Source organism: Mycobacterium hainanense (genome assembly GCF_041890355.1).
Classification (GTDB): Bacteria; Actinomycetota; Actinomycetes; order Mycobacteriales; family Mycobacteriaceae; genus Mycobacterium; species Mycobacterium hainanense.
The window spans coordinates 1,551,154-1,566,668 of record NZ_CP169059.1; the positions used below are offsets into that span (position 1 = coordinate 1,551,154).

Sequence of the window (15,515 nt, forward strand, 5' to 3'; positions counted from 1 at the left end):
CTAGTGGAGAATAAACCGCCGCGCGACGTTAAGGGTCACCGTCGCGTGAGTACGACGACCGGGATCGGCCGCGCCGTCTTCTTCTGGTAGGCCGCGTATCGGTCACCATTGTTCTTGTTGACGATCTGCCACAGCCGCGGGTAGTCGGGATCGTCGGGCAGCACTGCCCGGGCGGTTACCGGGAAGCGCTTTGGCCCCACGTTGATCTCCACGTTCGGATGCTTGCGCAGGTTGTGGTACCAGCCGGGTGCCCGGGGGGCGCCCGCCTTGGAGGCGACGATGAGGTAGTCGTCGCCGTCGCGCGCGTAGGTGAGCGCCGCGGTCCGGGGCTGTCCCGTCTTGGCGCCCACGGTATGGAGCAGCAGGCTCGGTACCAGCAGCAAGCGGTGGCCGATCCAGCCGTTCGACTTGCGATAGACGGTGTCGTGCAGGCGCAGGATTTGGGGCAGTAAGCCCTGCTCAACCCAGGACGGAAGTGCCATCCGCCCAGTATTACTGGCCGGCGTCGATGCGGGCCAGGGCCGAACGCAGGATTTGCGCGGTGGCATCCCGATCGGGGTCGCGCCGCAGCAGCATTCCCTTGGCGACCGACAGCTTGTCGCCGTTGCGGCGGGGCAGCACGTGCAGATGGATGTGGAACACCGTCTGGAAGGCCGCGCTGCCGTCGTTGATGGCGATGTTGGTGGCGTCGGCCAATTCCGTCGCGCGTGCGGCGCGGGCGATCCGCTGGCCAAGAGTGACCATGCCGGCCAGTGTTTCCGGGGGCGTATCGGTGAGGTCCACGCTGTGCCGCTTGGGAATCACCAGGGTGTGGCCGCGGGTGAACGGCCGAATGTCGAGGATGGCCAGGTAGTCGTCGTCTTCACAGATCCGGATGGCCGGGGCCTCGCCGGCGACAATCGCACAGAACACGCAGGACATGTCGCCCACGCTACTGGCCGGCGCGATGCGGGGGATACGCTGCCGCAGTGGACGCTCGGGACGTGGCCTTTGCCGGCGCGGCCGCTCAGGCGAGGATGCTGGCCGACGGAGAATTGACAGCTCCCGAGCTGCTCGAGATCTACCTGGACCGAATCGCGCGGATCGACAGCCAGTTGCGCTGCTACCGCGTGGTGCTCGCCGACAGCGCGCGCTACGAGGCCGCCGTCGCGCAGGACCGCCTCGACGCCGGTGAGCGGCTCCCGCTGCTCGGCGTGCCGATCGCAATTAAGGACGACGTCGACGTCGCCGGCGAGGTAACGACTTACGGCAGTGGCGGACACCGGCCGGCCGCGACGTCCGACGCGGAGGTGGTGCATCGGCTCCGTGCCGCGGGCGCCGTCATCATCGGCAAAACCAATGTGCCCGAGCTGATGATGTTCCCCTACACCGAATCGCTGACCTTCGGTGCGACCCGCAACCCCTGGAACCCCAGGCGCACCCCGGGCGGCAGCAGTGGCGGCAGCGCCGCGGCGGTGGCCGCGGGCCTCGCCCCGCTGGCGCTGGGATCCGACGGCGGCGGCTCGATTCGGATTCCGGCGATCTGGTGCGGCCTGTTCGGCGTCAAACCGCAACGAGACCGGGTGTCGTTGGAACCACACGACGATGCCTGGCACGGGCTGAGCGTCAACGGTCCGCTAGCCCGCTCGGTGCTCGATGCCGCGATGTTCCTCGATGCAACGTCGACGGTGCCGGGTCCCGAGGGAGAGTTTGTGGCCGCCGCGACTCGTGCGCCGGGGCGGCTGCGAATCGCCCTCAGTACCAAGTCCCCGACGCCGCTGCCGGTCAGGGTCGGCAAGGAGCAGCTCACGGCGGTCGAACAGGCCGGCGCGTTACTGCGCGACCTGGGCCACGAGGTGATCAACGCCGACCCCGACTATCCACCGACGGCCATCATGACCAACTACCTGCCGCGCTATCTTCGGGGCATCAGCGACGACGCCGATTCGCTACCGCACCCCGACCGCCTGGAAGGGCGCACCCGCAACCTCGCCCGCGCCGGCTCGTTCTTCTCGGACCACCGCATGACGGCCCTTCGCGAGGCGGAGCCTGCGCTGACCGCCCGGATTCAATCGATCTTCGACGACGTCGACGTCGTTCTCACGCCGGGCAACGCGACCGGCCCCTCCCGCATCGGCGCCTACCAACGCCGCGGCGCGGTGTGGACGCTGCTGGCGGTGGCCCAGCGCGTGCCCTACCAACAGGTCTGGAACCTGACCGGACAACCCGCCGCGGCCGTGCCGTGGGACTTCGATGGTGACGGCCTGCCGATCGCCGTGCAGCTGGTGGGCCGGCCGTACGACGAGGCGACCCTGCTGTCACTGGCCGCGCAGATCGAAACCGCCCGGCCGTGGGCGCACCGGCGACCGCCGGTGTCATAGCGGCCGCGCCTCATTGATTGCGCCGACCCGTTCCCCGCAAGCGGGTGTGGGTCCCTTCCACTCGGGGGGGTGTGCCCCCATCACCCGGCTTCGCCGCGCTGGCGATCGACGCGATTTCGCGCCAGGCGGCCAGCTTCGAGTGCGGCGGCACGGCGTGCGCCGGGCTCGTCGACGGTAGCCGCCGGTACTGGATCCGGTCGTCGGCCTGGGCCAGCCTGCGGTACAGCTCGGCGGCCTTGGCGCCGTTGAAGTACACCCGTGCGATAGCGGGGTATCGGGCGTACAGCTCGCCGAAGTCGTTGACCACCAAGCTTTTCGGTTCGATCGCCGCGTCCGCGCTGCCGGCTCGGCGGCATCTTTGCACCACGTCCCAGAGGGCCACACCGGCCGATTGCAGTGCGGCCAGCCGCGTCTCGTACGGCGCCGTGGCGTCGAAGCCGAACAGCTCTGCGGTGATAGGCCAGAACGCATTTCGCGGATTGGCGTAGTACTGACCGACCGCCAGGGACTGCACGCTCGGGAAGGAGCCCAGGATCAGGACCCGGGCGCGCTGGTCGATGACGGGTGGGAATCCCCGAAGCAGTGGTGCGCTCATCGCTTCACATCATGGCTGGCCGGGTCCCTTCGCGCCGACCCGCTTCGCCCGGCTTTGCCGCGCTCGCGATCGGCGGTGTTGTTTGGCGCCGACCCGCTTCGCCCGGCTTTGCCGCGCTCGCGATCGGCGGTGTTGTTTGGCGCCGACCCGCTTCGCCCGGCTTTGCCGCGCTCGCGATCGGCGGTGTTGTTTGGCGCCGACCCGCTTCGCCCGGCTTTGCCGCGCTCGCGATCGGCGCGCGTTGTACGTTGGCGAAGTGGAGGACGACGGTCACGACGGCGCCGGCCCGCACATCGAGGACCTGCTCGACGGACTCGAAGGCAGCGCACGTACCGAGCGCGCGGAATTGGTGGAGTGGCTCCTCGAGCAGGGCATCACTCCCGAAGAGATCAGGACGACCAATCCGCCACTGCTGCTGGCCACCCGCCGCCTCATCGGCGACGACGGCACCTACGTGTCCACGCGCGAGATCAGCGAGACCTACGGCATCGACCTGGGGCTGTTGCAACGAGTGCAGCGCGCGATCGGTCTGGCCCGCGTCGACGACCCGGATGCCGTCATCCACATGCGCGCCGACGGTGAAGCCGCCGCCTACGCCCAACGCTTCGTCGAGCTGGGACTGGATCCCGAACAAGTGGTGCTGGTAACGCGCGTTCTGGCCGAAGGCCTGTCCCGCGCCGCGGAAGTCATGCGCTACACGGCGCTTTCGGCGATCATGCGACCCGGCGCCACCGAGCTGGAGATCGCCAAGGCGTCGAGGGCGTTGGTGGGCGAGATCGCGCCCGAGCTCGGGCCGCTGATCCAGCACATGCTGTTCATGCAGCTGCGCCACATGATGGAGACCGAGGCGGTCAACGCCGCGGAGCGCGCCGCCGGCCAGCCGCTGCCCGGGGCGCGCCCGATCACCGTCGCCTTCGCCGACCTTGTCGGTTTCACCCGGCTCGGAGAAGTGGTGTCGGCGGAGGAACTGGGGCAGCTGGCCAACCGGCTCGCGGCGCTGGCCCGAGACATCACCGTCCCGCCCGTGCGGTTCATCAAGACGATTGGCGACGCGGTGATGTTCGTCTGCCCCGACCCGCCACCCATGCTCGACGTGGTGCTGAAGCTGGTGGACGCCGTCGACAGCGACAACAACTTCCCGCGGCTGCGGGCGGGCGTGGCCTTCGGCATGGCGGTGAGCCGGGCGGGGGACTGGTTCGGCAGCCCGGTCAACGTGGCGAGCCGGATCACCAGTGTCGCCCGACCGGGAACGGTCCTGGCGGCGGATTCGGTCTGGGAGGTGATCGGCGACACCGGCGAGTTCAACGGCTCCTTCGCCGGTGCGCGCCGCCTCAAAGGCATCAAGAACGAGGTGAAGCTGTTCCGGATTCGTCGCGGCGACGGGTCCAACGGCGAGGTCTGATCGGGATGCTGCCGACATGGGCAGGCCCGGACGACACTAGGGGGCGTTTGACTCCGTCATGCGCGGGTCCTACGCGGCCGGTTTTCTACCCTGACTTCCCGGCGCTTGGAATTGGTCGTTTCCGGGCCTGCTTCGCTACCAAAAATACAACTTTGATCAGCCCGTATCAACGGGTTTTGGGAAGCCGGACGCGCCTTATGGCCGGAGTCCCGAAGGGGCGGCCGGTTCGCCGCGGGTGAACACCATTCCATTAGTAGTGTAACGATGTAATCATGTAATTATGAAATCACATCACGCGCACGGCCGGCGCTACGGCCGACCCGGCGGCTGGCAGCAGGCCCAGCAACCCGACGCCAGCGACGCCGCGGAATGGTTCGCCGGACGGCTGCCCGAAAGCTGGTTCGACGGCGATCCGACGGTCGTGGTCGACCGCGAAGAGATCACCGTCATCGGACGGCTGCCTGAGCTCGAGGGCTCGGCGAAAGAGGAGAGCGAGGCCCGCGCCGAAGGACGTGCCTCGCGGTTCCGCGAGGAAACCCGTTCGGAGCGGATGCGCATCGCCGACGAGGCGCAGGATCGCTACGGCCGCAAGGTGTCCTGGGGCGTGGAGGTCGGCTCGAAATCCGGCCAGGAGCGAATCATGTTCACACACATCGCGGTACCGGTGATGACGCGCCTGAAGCAGCCGGAACGGCAAGTGCTCGACACGCTCGTCGACGCCGGCGTTGCCCGCTCGCGCGCCGACGCTCTCGCCTGGTCGGTCAAGCTGGTCGGCGAGCACGCCGAGGAATGGCTGGCCAAGCTGCGCAGCGCCATGTCGGCCGTCGATGACTTACGCGCGGAAGGCCCGGACCTTCAGTCGTAGGCGAGAACGACGCTGCGCCTGAGGCTTTCGGGTTCCCTACGCGTTGTCGACTTTGGCGACGATCTTGTCGACGATCTGGGTGCCCTGATCGCTGATGTGGTATCCGCACGCGTTGACGTCGACGACGACGTTGTTGGCCGCGCTCATCGCGCGTTGGCACTCCCAGCCGTCGGCGCCTTCTTGGGTGTCCAAAACGGCAAGCTTCGGCGGGTCGCCCTGAACCTGGGAAAACGTCCACCGATAAGTCTTGCCCTTGTTCGTCACGGTCACCGTCTTGCCCGCGCAGCCCTTCCACTTGCCCGCCGACGTCTCCAAGAAAGCCTTCGCCTTGTCCGCGGACGGGAAGAGGACAACGGCCTGGTTGACCCAATGGTCGTAGTTGTCACCCGGCTCCGATGACACCAGCCCGCTCACCGCTGAGTAACCGGTGCCCGAGTACACCGGGCTCTGGGTGGTGTACAGCGCCCCCTGGCAGTCCGGCTGGGACACCGTCAGCGACGAGTTGTCCATCGACTGAATCGGCTTGCCGGGTTCCATGGTTGACGATCCCATCACGGAGTTGATGTCGGAGGCGCCCAGCAGGAGCGCGCTGAGGCGCTCGGCGGGTATCGGGTCGGGTGCCGGCGCCGGCTTCGGCCGCACGGCGAACCAGATGCCCACGGCGCTGGCGGCGAGGACGACGACCAGTGCGGCGACGCCGGCGATGATGGGCCAGGGGTTGCGTCGTTTGGGTGGGGGTTGGTTCCAGGTGGGTGTGTTGGTGAATTGGTGCCGGGCCTGTGGTGGGCCGCCCCAATTGGGGCCGGTGGCTTGGTAATAGGGCGGGGTGGCCGAGGGTGGGGTGGCGGCGGGGATGGGGCCGCTTTCGGGCCGCCAGGTCGGGGTGGCGTGGGCGGGCACCGGGGTGGAACCCGGCGGGGGATTGGGCGACGAGGGTGGCGGCGTATTGGCCGCCGGGGTCGGGGGCGGCGCCATCGCGGTGTCCGCGAGGGTTCGCTGCGGGCCGAGTGTGACGGTTCCGGGCAGGGTGGCTTCTTGGCTGCGGCGCAAGATGGTGGCGGCGTGGTCTTGGTCGGGGTCGCTGAGTGCTTCGTGGGCGGCCAGGGCCAGGTCGCCGGCGCTGGCGTAGCGGTCGGCCGGCTTTTTGGCCATCCCACGAGCGATCACCGCATCGAAAGCCTTGGGGATGCCGGGGCGCAACACGGTCGGCTGGGGAATCGGATCCATCATGTGCGCGGTGACGAGGACACTGACGCTGTCGGCCCGATACGGCGGGGAGCCGGTGAGGCATTCGTAGAGCACGCAGGCCAGGGCGTAGATGTCGGCGCGGTAGGTGACCTCGGCGTTGGAAAAGCGTTCCGGGGCCATGTATTTCCACGTCCCGACCGCGGTGCCCAGTTGGGTGAGCTTTTCATCGGTGGTCGCACTGGCGATGCCGAAGTCCACCAGATAGGCGAAATCATCACGGGTGACCAGAATGTTTTGCGGTTTGACGTCGCGGTGCATCACCCCGGCGGCATGGGCGGCGTCGAGGGCCGAGGCGATCTGGGTGATGATGGCCACCGCGCGTGGCGGGGCCAGCGGGCCGAAGCGTTTGAGCACGCTGTCTAAGTCGGTGCCCTCGACCAGGCGCATCTCCAAAAACATCTGCCCGTCGATTTCGCCGTAGTCATGGATGGGCACCACGTGCGGCTCCTGCAAACGACCGGCGGTGCGGGCTTCGCGTTTCATCCGCTCCCGAAACACCGGGTCCTTGCTGAAGGTCTCCGAGAGCAGCTTGACCGCCACCGTCCACTCCTTGACGGTGTGCTCGGCCTCATAGACCTCGCCCATCCCACCCCGGCCCAACAGCCGTTTTAGGTGATACGGCCCGAAATCCGTGCCCACCCGCGAGGCCTGCTCATCACTCATCGCTGATCCTTCACACCCAACCACCACAGCACCGACACCCCACAATTGCCGCGCACACCACCTGGCCGCAACCCCACACCCAGCAACCACGACCGTAAGCCCCCACCCACCCGCACGCACCACAAACGCCGCAATCCGCACGGGCCGAGGCGCGCTTTGAGGATTCGTCAAGAATGCGGCGAGCGGGTGGGCGGACCGTTTACGGCAGAGCCACCACGAAGGGAACGCAGGTGCTGACCATGACGGGTACATACGCTGTCGTCGTGCAACGCGCCTGTTCGTATCTGGTGTATTGCGTTGGATATCGGTTGTTGTCGGTGCAACTGTGGTGTGCCGCGCCCGCGGTCAGCGGCGTCCCTCTGATGGTGAAGTTCCGCGGTTAGGCCGCCACCGACCGGTGCTCGTGAAAGCCTGTCGGCGTTGGGCTTTGATCAACTCAGCCGCCGTATTTGGTCCACCACGTATGCAGGTCCTCGATGGCGGGGGGATCACCGTAGACATCACAGAGCAGGAGTTTGGCGTCGTTGGTCCAGATGATGTTCGGGTGATTTTTGTAGGTGCCGCACGCGATGGAGCCGGCGGTCACCGTCGGGGTGCTGTCGTGGTGCCAGCCATCGGGCGACGGACCGGCGCCGGGGCAGTTGAGCAGCTGCACGGCCGCCACGTCGTCGTCGAACGCCTTCTTCAGCAGATCGGCATTGGCGAACAATCCGTAGACGGCGCGGGAAGGGCCGCCCTGGTTGGTGTTCTGGTCGCAGTCCACCATCGCCAGCGCATTCACCCAGATGCTGTTCGCCTTCGGGGTGGCGGGTGTGCAAGCGCCGTTGGGATATCCGGCGGGCAGCACGCTCAGCAGCTTGCTCTGCGGGTTGGCGGCCCGGGTCGTGGTCGTGGTGGTGTCCGTCCTGCTCGTTGTCGTGGTCGTCGTGGTGGATGTGCGGTTGGCCGCAGGGTTGCTGTCGTCGCCTCCCATGACCATCGCGATACCGATCGCGGCGATGACGAGGACGACGACCAGTGCGGCGACGCCGGCGATGATGGGCCAGGGGTTGCGTCGTTTGGGTGGGGGTTGGTTCCAGGTGGGTGTGCCGGTGAATTGGTGCCGGGCCTGTGGTGGGCCGCCCCAATTGGGGCCGGTGGCTTGGTAATAGGGCGGGGTGGCCGAGGGTGGGGTGGCGGCGGGGATGGGGCCGCTTTCGGGCCGCCAGGTCGGGGTGGCGTGGGCGGGCACCGGGGTGGAACCCGGCGGGGGATTGGGCGACGACGGTGGCGGCGTGCTGGCCGCCGGACCCGGTGACGGCGGGGGAGGCGCCATGATCGTTCCGGGCAGGGTGGCTTCTTGGCTGCGGCGCAAGATGGTGGCGGCGTGGTCTTGGTCGGGGTCGCTGAGTGCTTCGTGGGCGGCCAGGGCCAGGTCGCCGGCGCTGGCGTAGCGGTCGGCCGGCTTTTTGGCCATCCCACGAGCGATCACCGCATCGAAGCCCTTGGGGATGCCGGGGCGCAACACGGTCGGCTGGGGGATGGGGTTCATGGTGTGGGCGGTGACCAGCGCCCCAGCGCTACTCGAGGTGTAGGGCGGGGAGCCGGTGAGGCATTCGTAGAGCACGCAGGCCAGGGCGTAGATGTCGGCGCGGTAGGTGACCTCGGCGTTGGAAAAGCGTTCCGGGGCCATGTATTTCCACGTCCCGACCGCGGTGCCCAGTTGGGTGAGCTTTTCATCGGTGGTCGCACTGGCGATGCCGAAGTCCACCAGATAGGCGAAATCATCACGGGTGACCAGAATGTTTTGCGGTTTGACGTCGCGGTGCATCACCCCGGCGGCATGGGCGGCGTCGAGGGCCGAGGCGATCTGGGTGATGATGGCCACCGCGCGTGGCGGGGCCAGCGGGCCGAAGCGTTTGAGCACGCTGTCTAAGTCGGTGCCCTCGACCAGGCGCATCTCCAAAAACATCTGCCCGTCGATTTCGCCGTAGTCATGGATGGGCACCACGTGCGGCTCCTGCAAACGACCGGCGGTGCGGGCTTCGCGTTTCATCCGCTCCCGAAACACCGGGTCCTTGCTGAAGGTCTCCGAGAGCAGCTTGACCGCCACCGTCCACTCCTTGACGGTGTGCTCGGCCTCATAGACCTCGCCCATCCCACCCCGGCCCAACAGCCGTTTTAGGTGATACGGCCCGAAATCCGTGCCCACCCGCGAGGCCTGCTCATCACTCATCGCTGATCCTTCACACCCAACCACCACAGCACCGACACCCCACAATTGCCGCGCACACCACCTGGCCGCAACCCCACACCCAGCAACCGCGACTCCAATCCGCGCGGGCGGGTGATCGGCCGGGCGCCTAAACCTGGGTGTCCGCGGCGATCTGGAACGTGAACTCGTGGTCACAGATGCGGACCCGGTCGCCGTCGCGCAGCGTGGCGGCCGAGCGGATTCGCTCCCGCTGCACGTGCACGCCGTTTGACGACCGGAGGTCGTTGATGATGAAGCTGGTTCCCGTGTCGACGATGACGGCGTGGTGGCGGCTGACTTTGGGGCTGTTGAGGACGATGTCGTTGTCCGGGAGCCGCCCGATCCGGGTTGCCGCCGCTCGCAACGGATAACTGCGCCCCGACGTCTCGTGCAGGTAAGCGATCGCCTTCTGCCCGGACACCATGGTGTGTTGCTCGAGCACCGTAACCGTGTCGACGGCGGCGGTTTTGGCGGTGCGTTTCACGTCGAGCGGTTCCTGCCGCAGGATCCGCTCGTTGAGTGACCGCAGCGTCGGGCCTGGGTCGATCCCCAGTTCATCGGCGAGCGTTGTCTTGACGCGTCGATAGGCGGCTAGCGCGTCGGACTGGCGGTCGGTGAGGTAATAAGCCGTGATCAACTGGGCCCACAGCGGCTCGCGGTAGGGGTGTTCGGCGGTCAGCGCCTCCAGTTCCGTGATCACCGCGGACGCACGCCCGCAAGCGATTTCGGCCTCAGCTTTCGCGCCGTGCACCAGAATCTTTTCCTCGACAAGGGAAGTGGCGAAGGTGTCGACGAACTGGAACTCGCGTAAGTCCTCGAGCACTGGTCCGCGCCATTGCGCCAACGCGGCCGTCAGGTGCAGGCTGGCGTCTTCGAATTTGCCCGTAGCGGCCGCGTGCACGCCCGCAGTCTTCTCCGCGATGAACCGGCCGAGGTCGTAAGCGTTTTCGGCGATACTGAGCCGGTATCCCGGTGGCGCGGCCGCCAGCACCATTTTCGGGTCGAAGCCGGCAGTGCTGAGCAGCTTACGCAGATTGGACACATAGGAATGGATGCTGGCCCGTGCCCCCGACGGCGGCTCGTCGTCCCACAGGGCCGTGATGAGCCGGTCGACTCCGACCGGACTGTTGTGGTTCATCAGCAGCATGGCCAGCACCGCGCGCTGTTTCGGAGTGCCCAAGGCGACCAGGACGCCGTCGACAGTCATCTCCAACGGTCCGAGCAGACCGAATTCGAGACGTTTGTCCACCATCGCCTATCGTCCTTCCGGTCCTGCGCAGCGCAGCTGGGAATGTCCTGACTTGTCATTGTGATATCAATTGCCGCGAGTTCGGTAGTGACTCGCGAATAGTGCGCGGACGGGGCCGGGGGCGCTGGCCGTACGGCGGACGGATGAAAAGCTCTCCCCACCAGAAGAACGGGTCGTGCCCGGCTCGAACGCGGTTGCGGCTCATGGCAACACGCATACGGCGGGCAGCCGTGGGCTGCCCGCCGCGATCGACATGCGGTTATCGCCTCAGGTCGTGACGACCATCAGCTCGTTGCTCGTGTCCCACGCCTTGAGGAAGAGCGCCAGCGGGATCTGCTCGTCGCGGCCCTTGGGGTGACCGCTGTCGTTCAGGTGGACGATGTTGTAGGCAGTGTCGACGCCGGTCACCACCACCGCGTGGTCACCCATGGGGTTGCCGTTCTCGTCCTTGGTGTCGACGGGGATGTTCCAAATCATTTCGGCGTTGACGCTGACGATCACCTTGTGGCCGGTGCCCAGTTGCTGCTCGATGCCCTCGATTCCGACCGGGACGCCGACTTCGGCGGCGCGCCGCTTGCTGGTGTAGACGGCGTCGATCTTGTACTGCGCCAGCAGCGCCGGCACATCGGCGAACATGGTCCCCATGCCGTTGATCGGGTTCTTGGTGTCGGCCGGCTTGATGTAGATCGACCCGGGGTGAATCGTGCTGGGGGTGGACTGGGCCTTCTTGATGACCGCCTCCTCGGAGGGCTCCTTGCCGGTCACCTGGCCCACAACATCCGCGGCCGCCATCAGCACGCAATCGTCGTATTTCTGGTGGCGCCACCACTGGGCGGCCGCTTCGGGGTCGCCATAGGTGGCGTTCGAGGCGGCGTCGGCGGGGCCGGCCACCCCGGCATCACGGCGCCGGCCGCGATTGCGAAGACGGCGGTTTTGGCGATGTTTCCGATGTTGATGGTTCTCATGGATTGTCCTTCTCTCAGTCCGCTCCGTGGGTGGGCTTTCCCTGTGAGAGAAGGTTCCGATCTTGGCCTTTCCGTTACCTCAACGAATTCTCAACGTGACGTTGGCGGCGGCCGCAGACCGAGGCCTTGGGCTAGGCCCTGGTCATGGCGTAGTAGGCGCCCCTTCGGGCCAGCAGCTCGGCGGGGCTGCCCTGTTCAACGATCCGGCCTGCCTCTATCACGACGATGCGGTCGGCATCCCGGATGGTCGAAAGGCGATGCGCGATAATGAAACTCGTGCGATCGCGGCGAAGCTCCGACATGGCGCGGGCGATGAGCGCCTCGGTGCGGGTGTCGACGGAGCTGGTCGCCTCGTCCAGGATCAACAGCCGTGGCCGGGCGAGAAACGCTCTCGCGATGGTGATCAACTGCTTCTCTCCGGCGCTGATGTTGCCGCCGCCGCCGCTGACGCGGGTCTCGTAACCGGCGGGCAGCGTGTGCACGAACCGGTCGACATACGCCGCCTTCGCGGCCTGCACCACCTCGTCCGGGGTGGCCTCGGGCCGCCCGTAGGCGATGTTCTCCGCGATCGTGCCGTCGAAGAGCCAGGTGTCCTGCAAGACCATGCCGATCCCAGACCGCAGCGACTTCCTGCTCACCGTGGTGATGTCGACGCCGTCGACCAGGATCCGGCCGGAGTCAACGTCGTAGAACCGCATGAGCAGGTTCACCAGCGTGGTCTTGCCGGCCCCGGTCGGCCCGACGATCGCCACCGTGCTGCCCGGCTCGGCCACCATCGACAGATCCTGGATCACCGGGGTGTTCGGGCGGTAGCCGAAGCTCACGTGTTGGAACTCGACTTGTCCGGCCCCCTGCCCGGCGCCGCCGTCGGGAACCGGCGCGGGGTCCGGAGGTTCTTCGGGCTCGTCGAGCAGGTCGAACACCCGCTCCGCGCTGGCAACGCCGGACTGCAGGGTGTTGTACATTCCGGCCACCTGGCTGAGCGGGGCGTTGAACTGCCGGACGTATTGGATGAAGGCCTGGATACCGCCCAGGGTGATGTGGCCGGTGGCCACCTGCAGGCCGCCCACCACGGCGACGGCCACGTAGCCCAGGTTGCCGATGAACGACGTCGCCGGTGCGACCAGCCCGGAGAAGAACTGGGCGCCGAAGCTGGCCCGGTAAACGTCGTCGTTGTGGTCGCGGAACTGCTCGCGCGCGGCGGCCCGGTGGCCGAACGTCTTGACCACCGTGAAACCGCTATACGTCTCTTCGATGTGGGCGTTGAGGCGACCGATGCTCGTCCATTGCGCCACGAACAGGCGCTGCGCTCGGCGCGCGATAGCACGCGTCGCCACCAGCGACAGCGGCACCGTGGCCACGGTGATCAGGGCCAGCAGCGGCGAGATCGACAGCATCATCGCCAGCACGGCGACGACGGTCAAGATCGATGTCACCAGCTGGCTGATGGTCATCGACAGCGACGACTGCACGTTGTCGATGTCGTTGGTCACCCGGCTCAGCAGCTCGCCGCGCTGGCGCCCATCGAAGTACGACAGCGGCAACCGGTGGACCTTGTCCTCGACGTCGGAACGGAGGGCGACCATGGTGCGCTGCACGGTCACGTTCAGCAGCCGCGCCTGCGCCCAGATCAGCAGCGCGGAAACGAGGTACAGGCCCAACGCCAGCGCCAGGGTTCGCGCCACCGCCCCGAAGTCCACTCCTTGGCCCGGCACCACCCTCATTCCCGAGAGAAGGTCGGCGAAGGTGTTCTCGCCCCGGGCCCGGGCCGCGGCGACAGCCTGCGCCTTGGTGATCCCCACGGGCAGCTGCCGCCCGATGACGCCGTTGAACAGCAGGTCGGTGGCGTGGCCGAGGATTCTTGGGACGATGACCCCCATCGCCGTCCCGGTGACGCCCAGGCTGATCACCGCGACGCTCAGCCGGCGTTGCGGCGCGAGCCGTTTCACCAGCCGGGCGGCCGAACCCCAGAAGTCGCGGGAGCGCCCGGCAGGGGCCGGGGTCAAGCCGCGAGTGGCGGTCACGGTCATGGCGTGCCTCCGACGTGGCCCGACCGGACGGCGCTCATCGATTGCGAGTCGGCGAATTCCGCATAGGTGGCGCAGTCGGTGAGCAGCGATTCGTGCGTGCCCGTGCCCAGGAGTTTTCCGCCGTCGATGACGATCACTTGGTCAGCCTGGGCGGCGGTCGAAACCCGTTGCGTCACAACGATGACGGTGGCCTGACCCGATATCTGCCGCAGCGATGCACGTACCCGCGCGTCGGTGTGCACGTCCAGCGCGCCGAATGAGTCGTCGAAGAGATAGATCACCGGGCGGCGGATGACCGCCCGCGCGATCGCCAGTCGTTGTCGCTGACCGCCGGAGAAGTTGATTCCGCCCTGGGCCACCCGCATCGCCAGGCCGTCGTCGTGTGCGCGCACGAACCCGTCGGCGTCGGCCACGCGCAACGCTTCCCACATCTCGTCGTCGGTCGCGTCCGCCTTGCCGTACCGCAGGTTGTCCGCCACGGTCCCGGAGAACAGGTAGCCACGCTGGGGGACCAACCCGATCGCGGACCAGAGCCGCTCGGTCTGGTAGTCGCGGACATCGACGTCGTCCACCAGGACGGCGCCGCCGGTCACGTCGTAGAGCCGGCAGATCAGCGACACCAGTGTCGACTTGCCCGAACCGGTGCTGCCGACGATGGCGGTGGTGGTGCCGGGCGCTGCGGTCAGCGAGATATCTTGCAGCACAGGCCGATCGGCGCCAGGATAGGTGAATGTCGCGCCCGCCAAGCGCACCATTCCGGTGATCCCGCCGCGCGGGAACACCGGGCTCCGTGGGTCGTCGACGGCGGCCTGTGTCGAAAGAACTTCGGTGATCCGTTCGGCGCAGACGGCGGCTCGCGGCAGCACCACCAGCGTCATGGTCGCCATCAACACCGCCATCAGGATCTGGGTGAAGTAGGCCAGGAACGCGGTCAGCGAGCCGACCTGCATCTGGCCGCGGTCGATGCGCAGCCCGCCGAACCAGATCAGGGCGACACTGGACACGTTGACCGTAAGCGTGGTCACCGGCAGCATCAGCGCCTGCCAGTTGCCGGCGGTCAGCGCCGTATTGGACAGCGCGGCGTTGGCCCGGCCGAACCGCTCCCGCTCGTAGCCCTCGCGGGCGAACGCCCGGACCACCCGGACACCGGACAGCTGGTCCCGCATCACCCGGTTGATGCCGTCGATCAGGCCCTGCATCCTGCGGAACAGCGGCAGCATGTGCGACATCACCCAGTAATTGGTCACGGCCATGATGGGAACGCTGACCAGCAGCAACCAGGTCAGCGCCGCCTCCTGGTGGATGGCCATGACGATCCCGCCGATGCACATGATGGGCGCGGTGATTAGCACGGTGCTCGCGATCTGAACCAGGTACTGGATCTGGCGGACGTCGTTGGTGCTGCGTGTCAACAGCGTCGGCGCCCCGAAGCGGGCCGTCTCGTGTTCGGAGAAGGTGGTGACGTGGTCGAACATCGCCGCGCGCAGGTCGCGACCGAAGCCCATCCCGGTCTTCGAGCCGAAGTACACCGCCGCGACCGCGCACAGCACCTGCAGACCCGTGACCGAGAGCATCACCATGCCGAGCCTGCCGATGGTGGCCGTGTCACCCTTGGCGACGCCGTCGTCGATGATGGCGGCGTTGACCGTCGGCAGGTAGAGCGACGCGAGCGTGCTGATCAGCTGAAGCACCATCAGCACCGCGACCAGCCGCCGGTACGGCCGGATGTACTGGCGCAGCAGTGCCAGAAGCATTTCGTAACTGTCGCACACGCTGAGTCCCGCAGCCGCGAGCAACCGCCGAATGGGTCAACTCGGGCGCCGCGGGCGGCGGCGGGACTGAAACGCCTGCTCAGGCGCGTCGGTGGTTGACCCGCTGAGCTGCCGCTACAGTGCATCGTGTGGA

The 15,515-nt window shown here is 67.3% G+C and carries 11 protein-coding genes and 1 pseudogene; 3 read left to right on the forward strand and 9 right to left on the reverse strand.

Annotated features, from left to right (window positions below; all coding sequences use genetic code 11):
• Positions 1 to 35 precede the first annotated feature (35 nt).
• Entirely contained in the window at positions 36 to 482 is a 447-nt protein-coding gene (locus ACEL92_RS07410; RefSeq protein ID WP_374024972.1) for a nitroreductase family deazaflavin-dependent oxidoreductase, read from the reverse strand.
• A gap of 10 nt (positions 483 to 492) precedes the next feature.
• Positions 493 to 921: an HIT family protein gene (locus tag ACEL92_RS07415; protein WP_374024973.1), complete on the reverse strand. Its 429-nt coding sequence runs from the start codon at positions 919 to 921 to the stop codon at positions 493 to 495.
• 47 nt (positions 922 to 968) lie between these two features.
• On the opposite strand from ACEL92_RS07415, the gene ACEL92_RS07420 reads away from it, so the two are divergent.
• Complete coding sequence (locus ACEL92_RS07420; RefSeq protein WP_374024974.1) at positions 969 to 2,360, forward strand: amidase; 1,392 nt, start codon at positions 969 to 971, stop codon at positions 2,358 to 2,360.
• A 10-nt stretch (positions 2,361 to 2,370) separates the two neighbouring features.
• On the opposite strand, the gene ACEL92_RS07425 is transcribed toward ACEL92_RS07420, so the two are convergent.
• On the reverse strand, positions 2,371 to 2,955 hold the full coding sequence (locus ACEL92_RS07425; RefSeq protein WP_374024975.1) for a DNA-deoxyinosine glycosylase: 585 nt from the start codon (positions 2,953 to 2,955) through the stop codon (positions 2,371 to 2,373).
• Positions 2,956 to 3,211: 256 nt separating this feature from the next.
• Between ACEL92_RS07425 and ACEL92_RS07430 the strand changes: the two genes are divergently transcribed.
• Positions 3,212 to 4,357 (forward strand): adenylate/guanylate cyclase domain-containing protein, encoded by a 1,146-nt coding sequence (locus ACEL92_RS07430; protein WP_374024976.1) that lies wholly within the window; start codon positions 3,212 to 3,214, stop codon positions 4,355 to 4,357.
• 280 nt (positions 4,358 to 4,637) lie between these two features.
• Entirely contained in the window at positions 4,638 to 5,222 is a 585-nt protein-coding gene (locus tag ACEL92_RS07435) for a hypothetical protein (protein ID WP_374024977.1), read from the forward strand.
• 36 nt (positions 5,223 to 5,258) lie between these two features.
• Here the strand turns inward: ACEL92_RS07435 and ACEL92_RS07440 are convergent, their stop codons facing one another.
• The 6 genes and pseudogenes from ACEL92_RS07440 to ACEL92_RS07465 all read right to left on the reverse strand — a co-directional run bounded on the left by ACEL92_RS07440 (position 5,259) and on the right by ACEL92_RS07465 (position 15,364).
• Positions 5,259 to 7,133, reverse strand: coding sequence for a serine/threonine-protein kinase PknH/PknJ (locus tag ACEL92_RS07440; RefSeq protein WP_374024978.1), 1,875 nt, complete (start codon positions 7,131 to 7,133; stop codon positions 5,259 to 5,261).
• A 436-nt stretch (positions 7,134 to 7,569) separates the two neighbouring features.
• Positions 7,570 to 9,348, reverse strand: coding sequence for a serine/threonine-protein kinase (locus ACEL92_RS07445; protein ID WP_374024979.1), 1,779 nt, complete (start codon positions 9,346 to 9,348; stop codon positions 7,570 to 7,572).
• Between the two features lie 127 nt (positions 9,349 to 9,475).
• Positions 9,476 to 10,618, reverse strand: a complete 1,143-nt coding sequence (locus ACEL92_RS07450; RefSeq protein ID WP_374024980.1) for a BTAD domain-containing putative transcriptional regulator — start codon at positions 10,616 to 10,618, stop codon at positions 9,476 to 9,478.
• A 264-nt stretch (positions 10,619 to 10,882) separates the two neighbouring features.
• A pseudogene (locus ACEL92_RS07455) lies at positions 10,883 to 11,580 on the reverse strand (C39 family peptidase).
• A gap of 131 nt (positions 11,581 to 11,711) precedes the next feature.
• Complete coding sequence (locus tag ACEL92_RS07460; RefSeq protein ID WP_374024981.1) at positions 11,712 to 13,610, reverse strand: ABC transporter ATP-binding protein; 1,899 nt, start codon at positions 13,608 to 13,610, stop codon at positions 11,712 to 11,714.
• Positions 13,607 to 15,364, reverse strand: coding sequence for an ABC transporter ATP-binding protein (locus ACEL92_RS07465; RefSeq protein ID WP_374024982.1), 1,758 nt, complete (start codon positions 15,362 to 15,364; stop codon positions 13,607 to 13,609). Before ACEL92_RS07465 ends, ACEL92_RS07460 begins: the two co-directional genes overlap by 4 nt.
• Positions 15,365 to 15,515 lie beyond the last annotated feature (151 nt).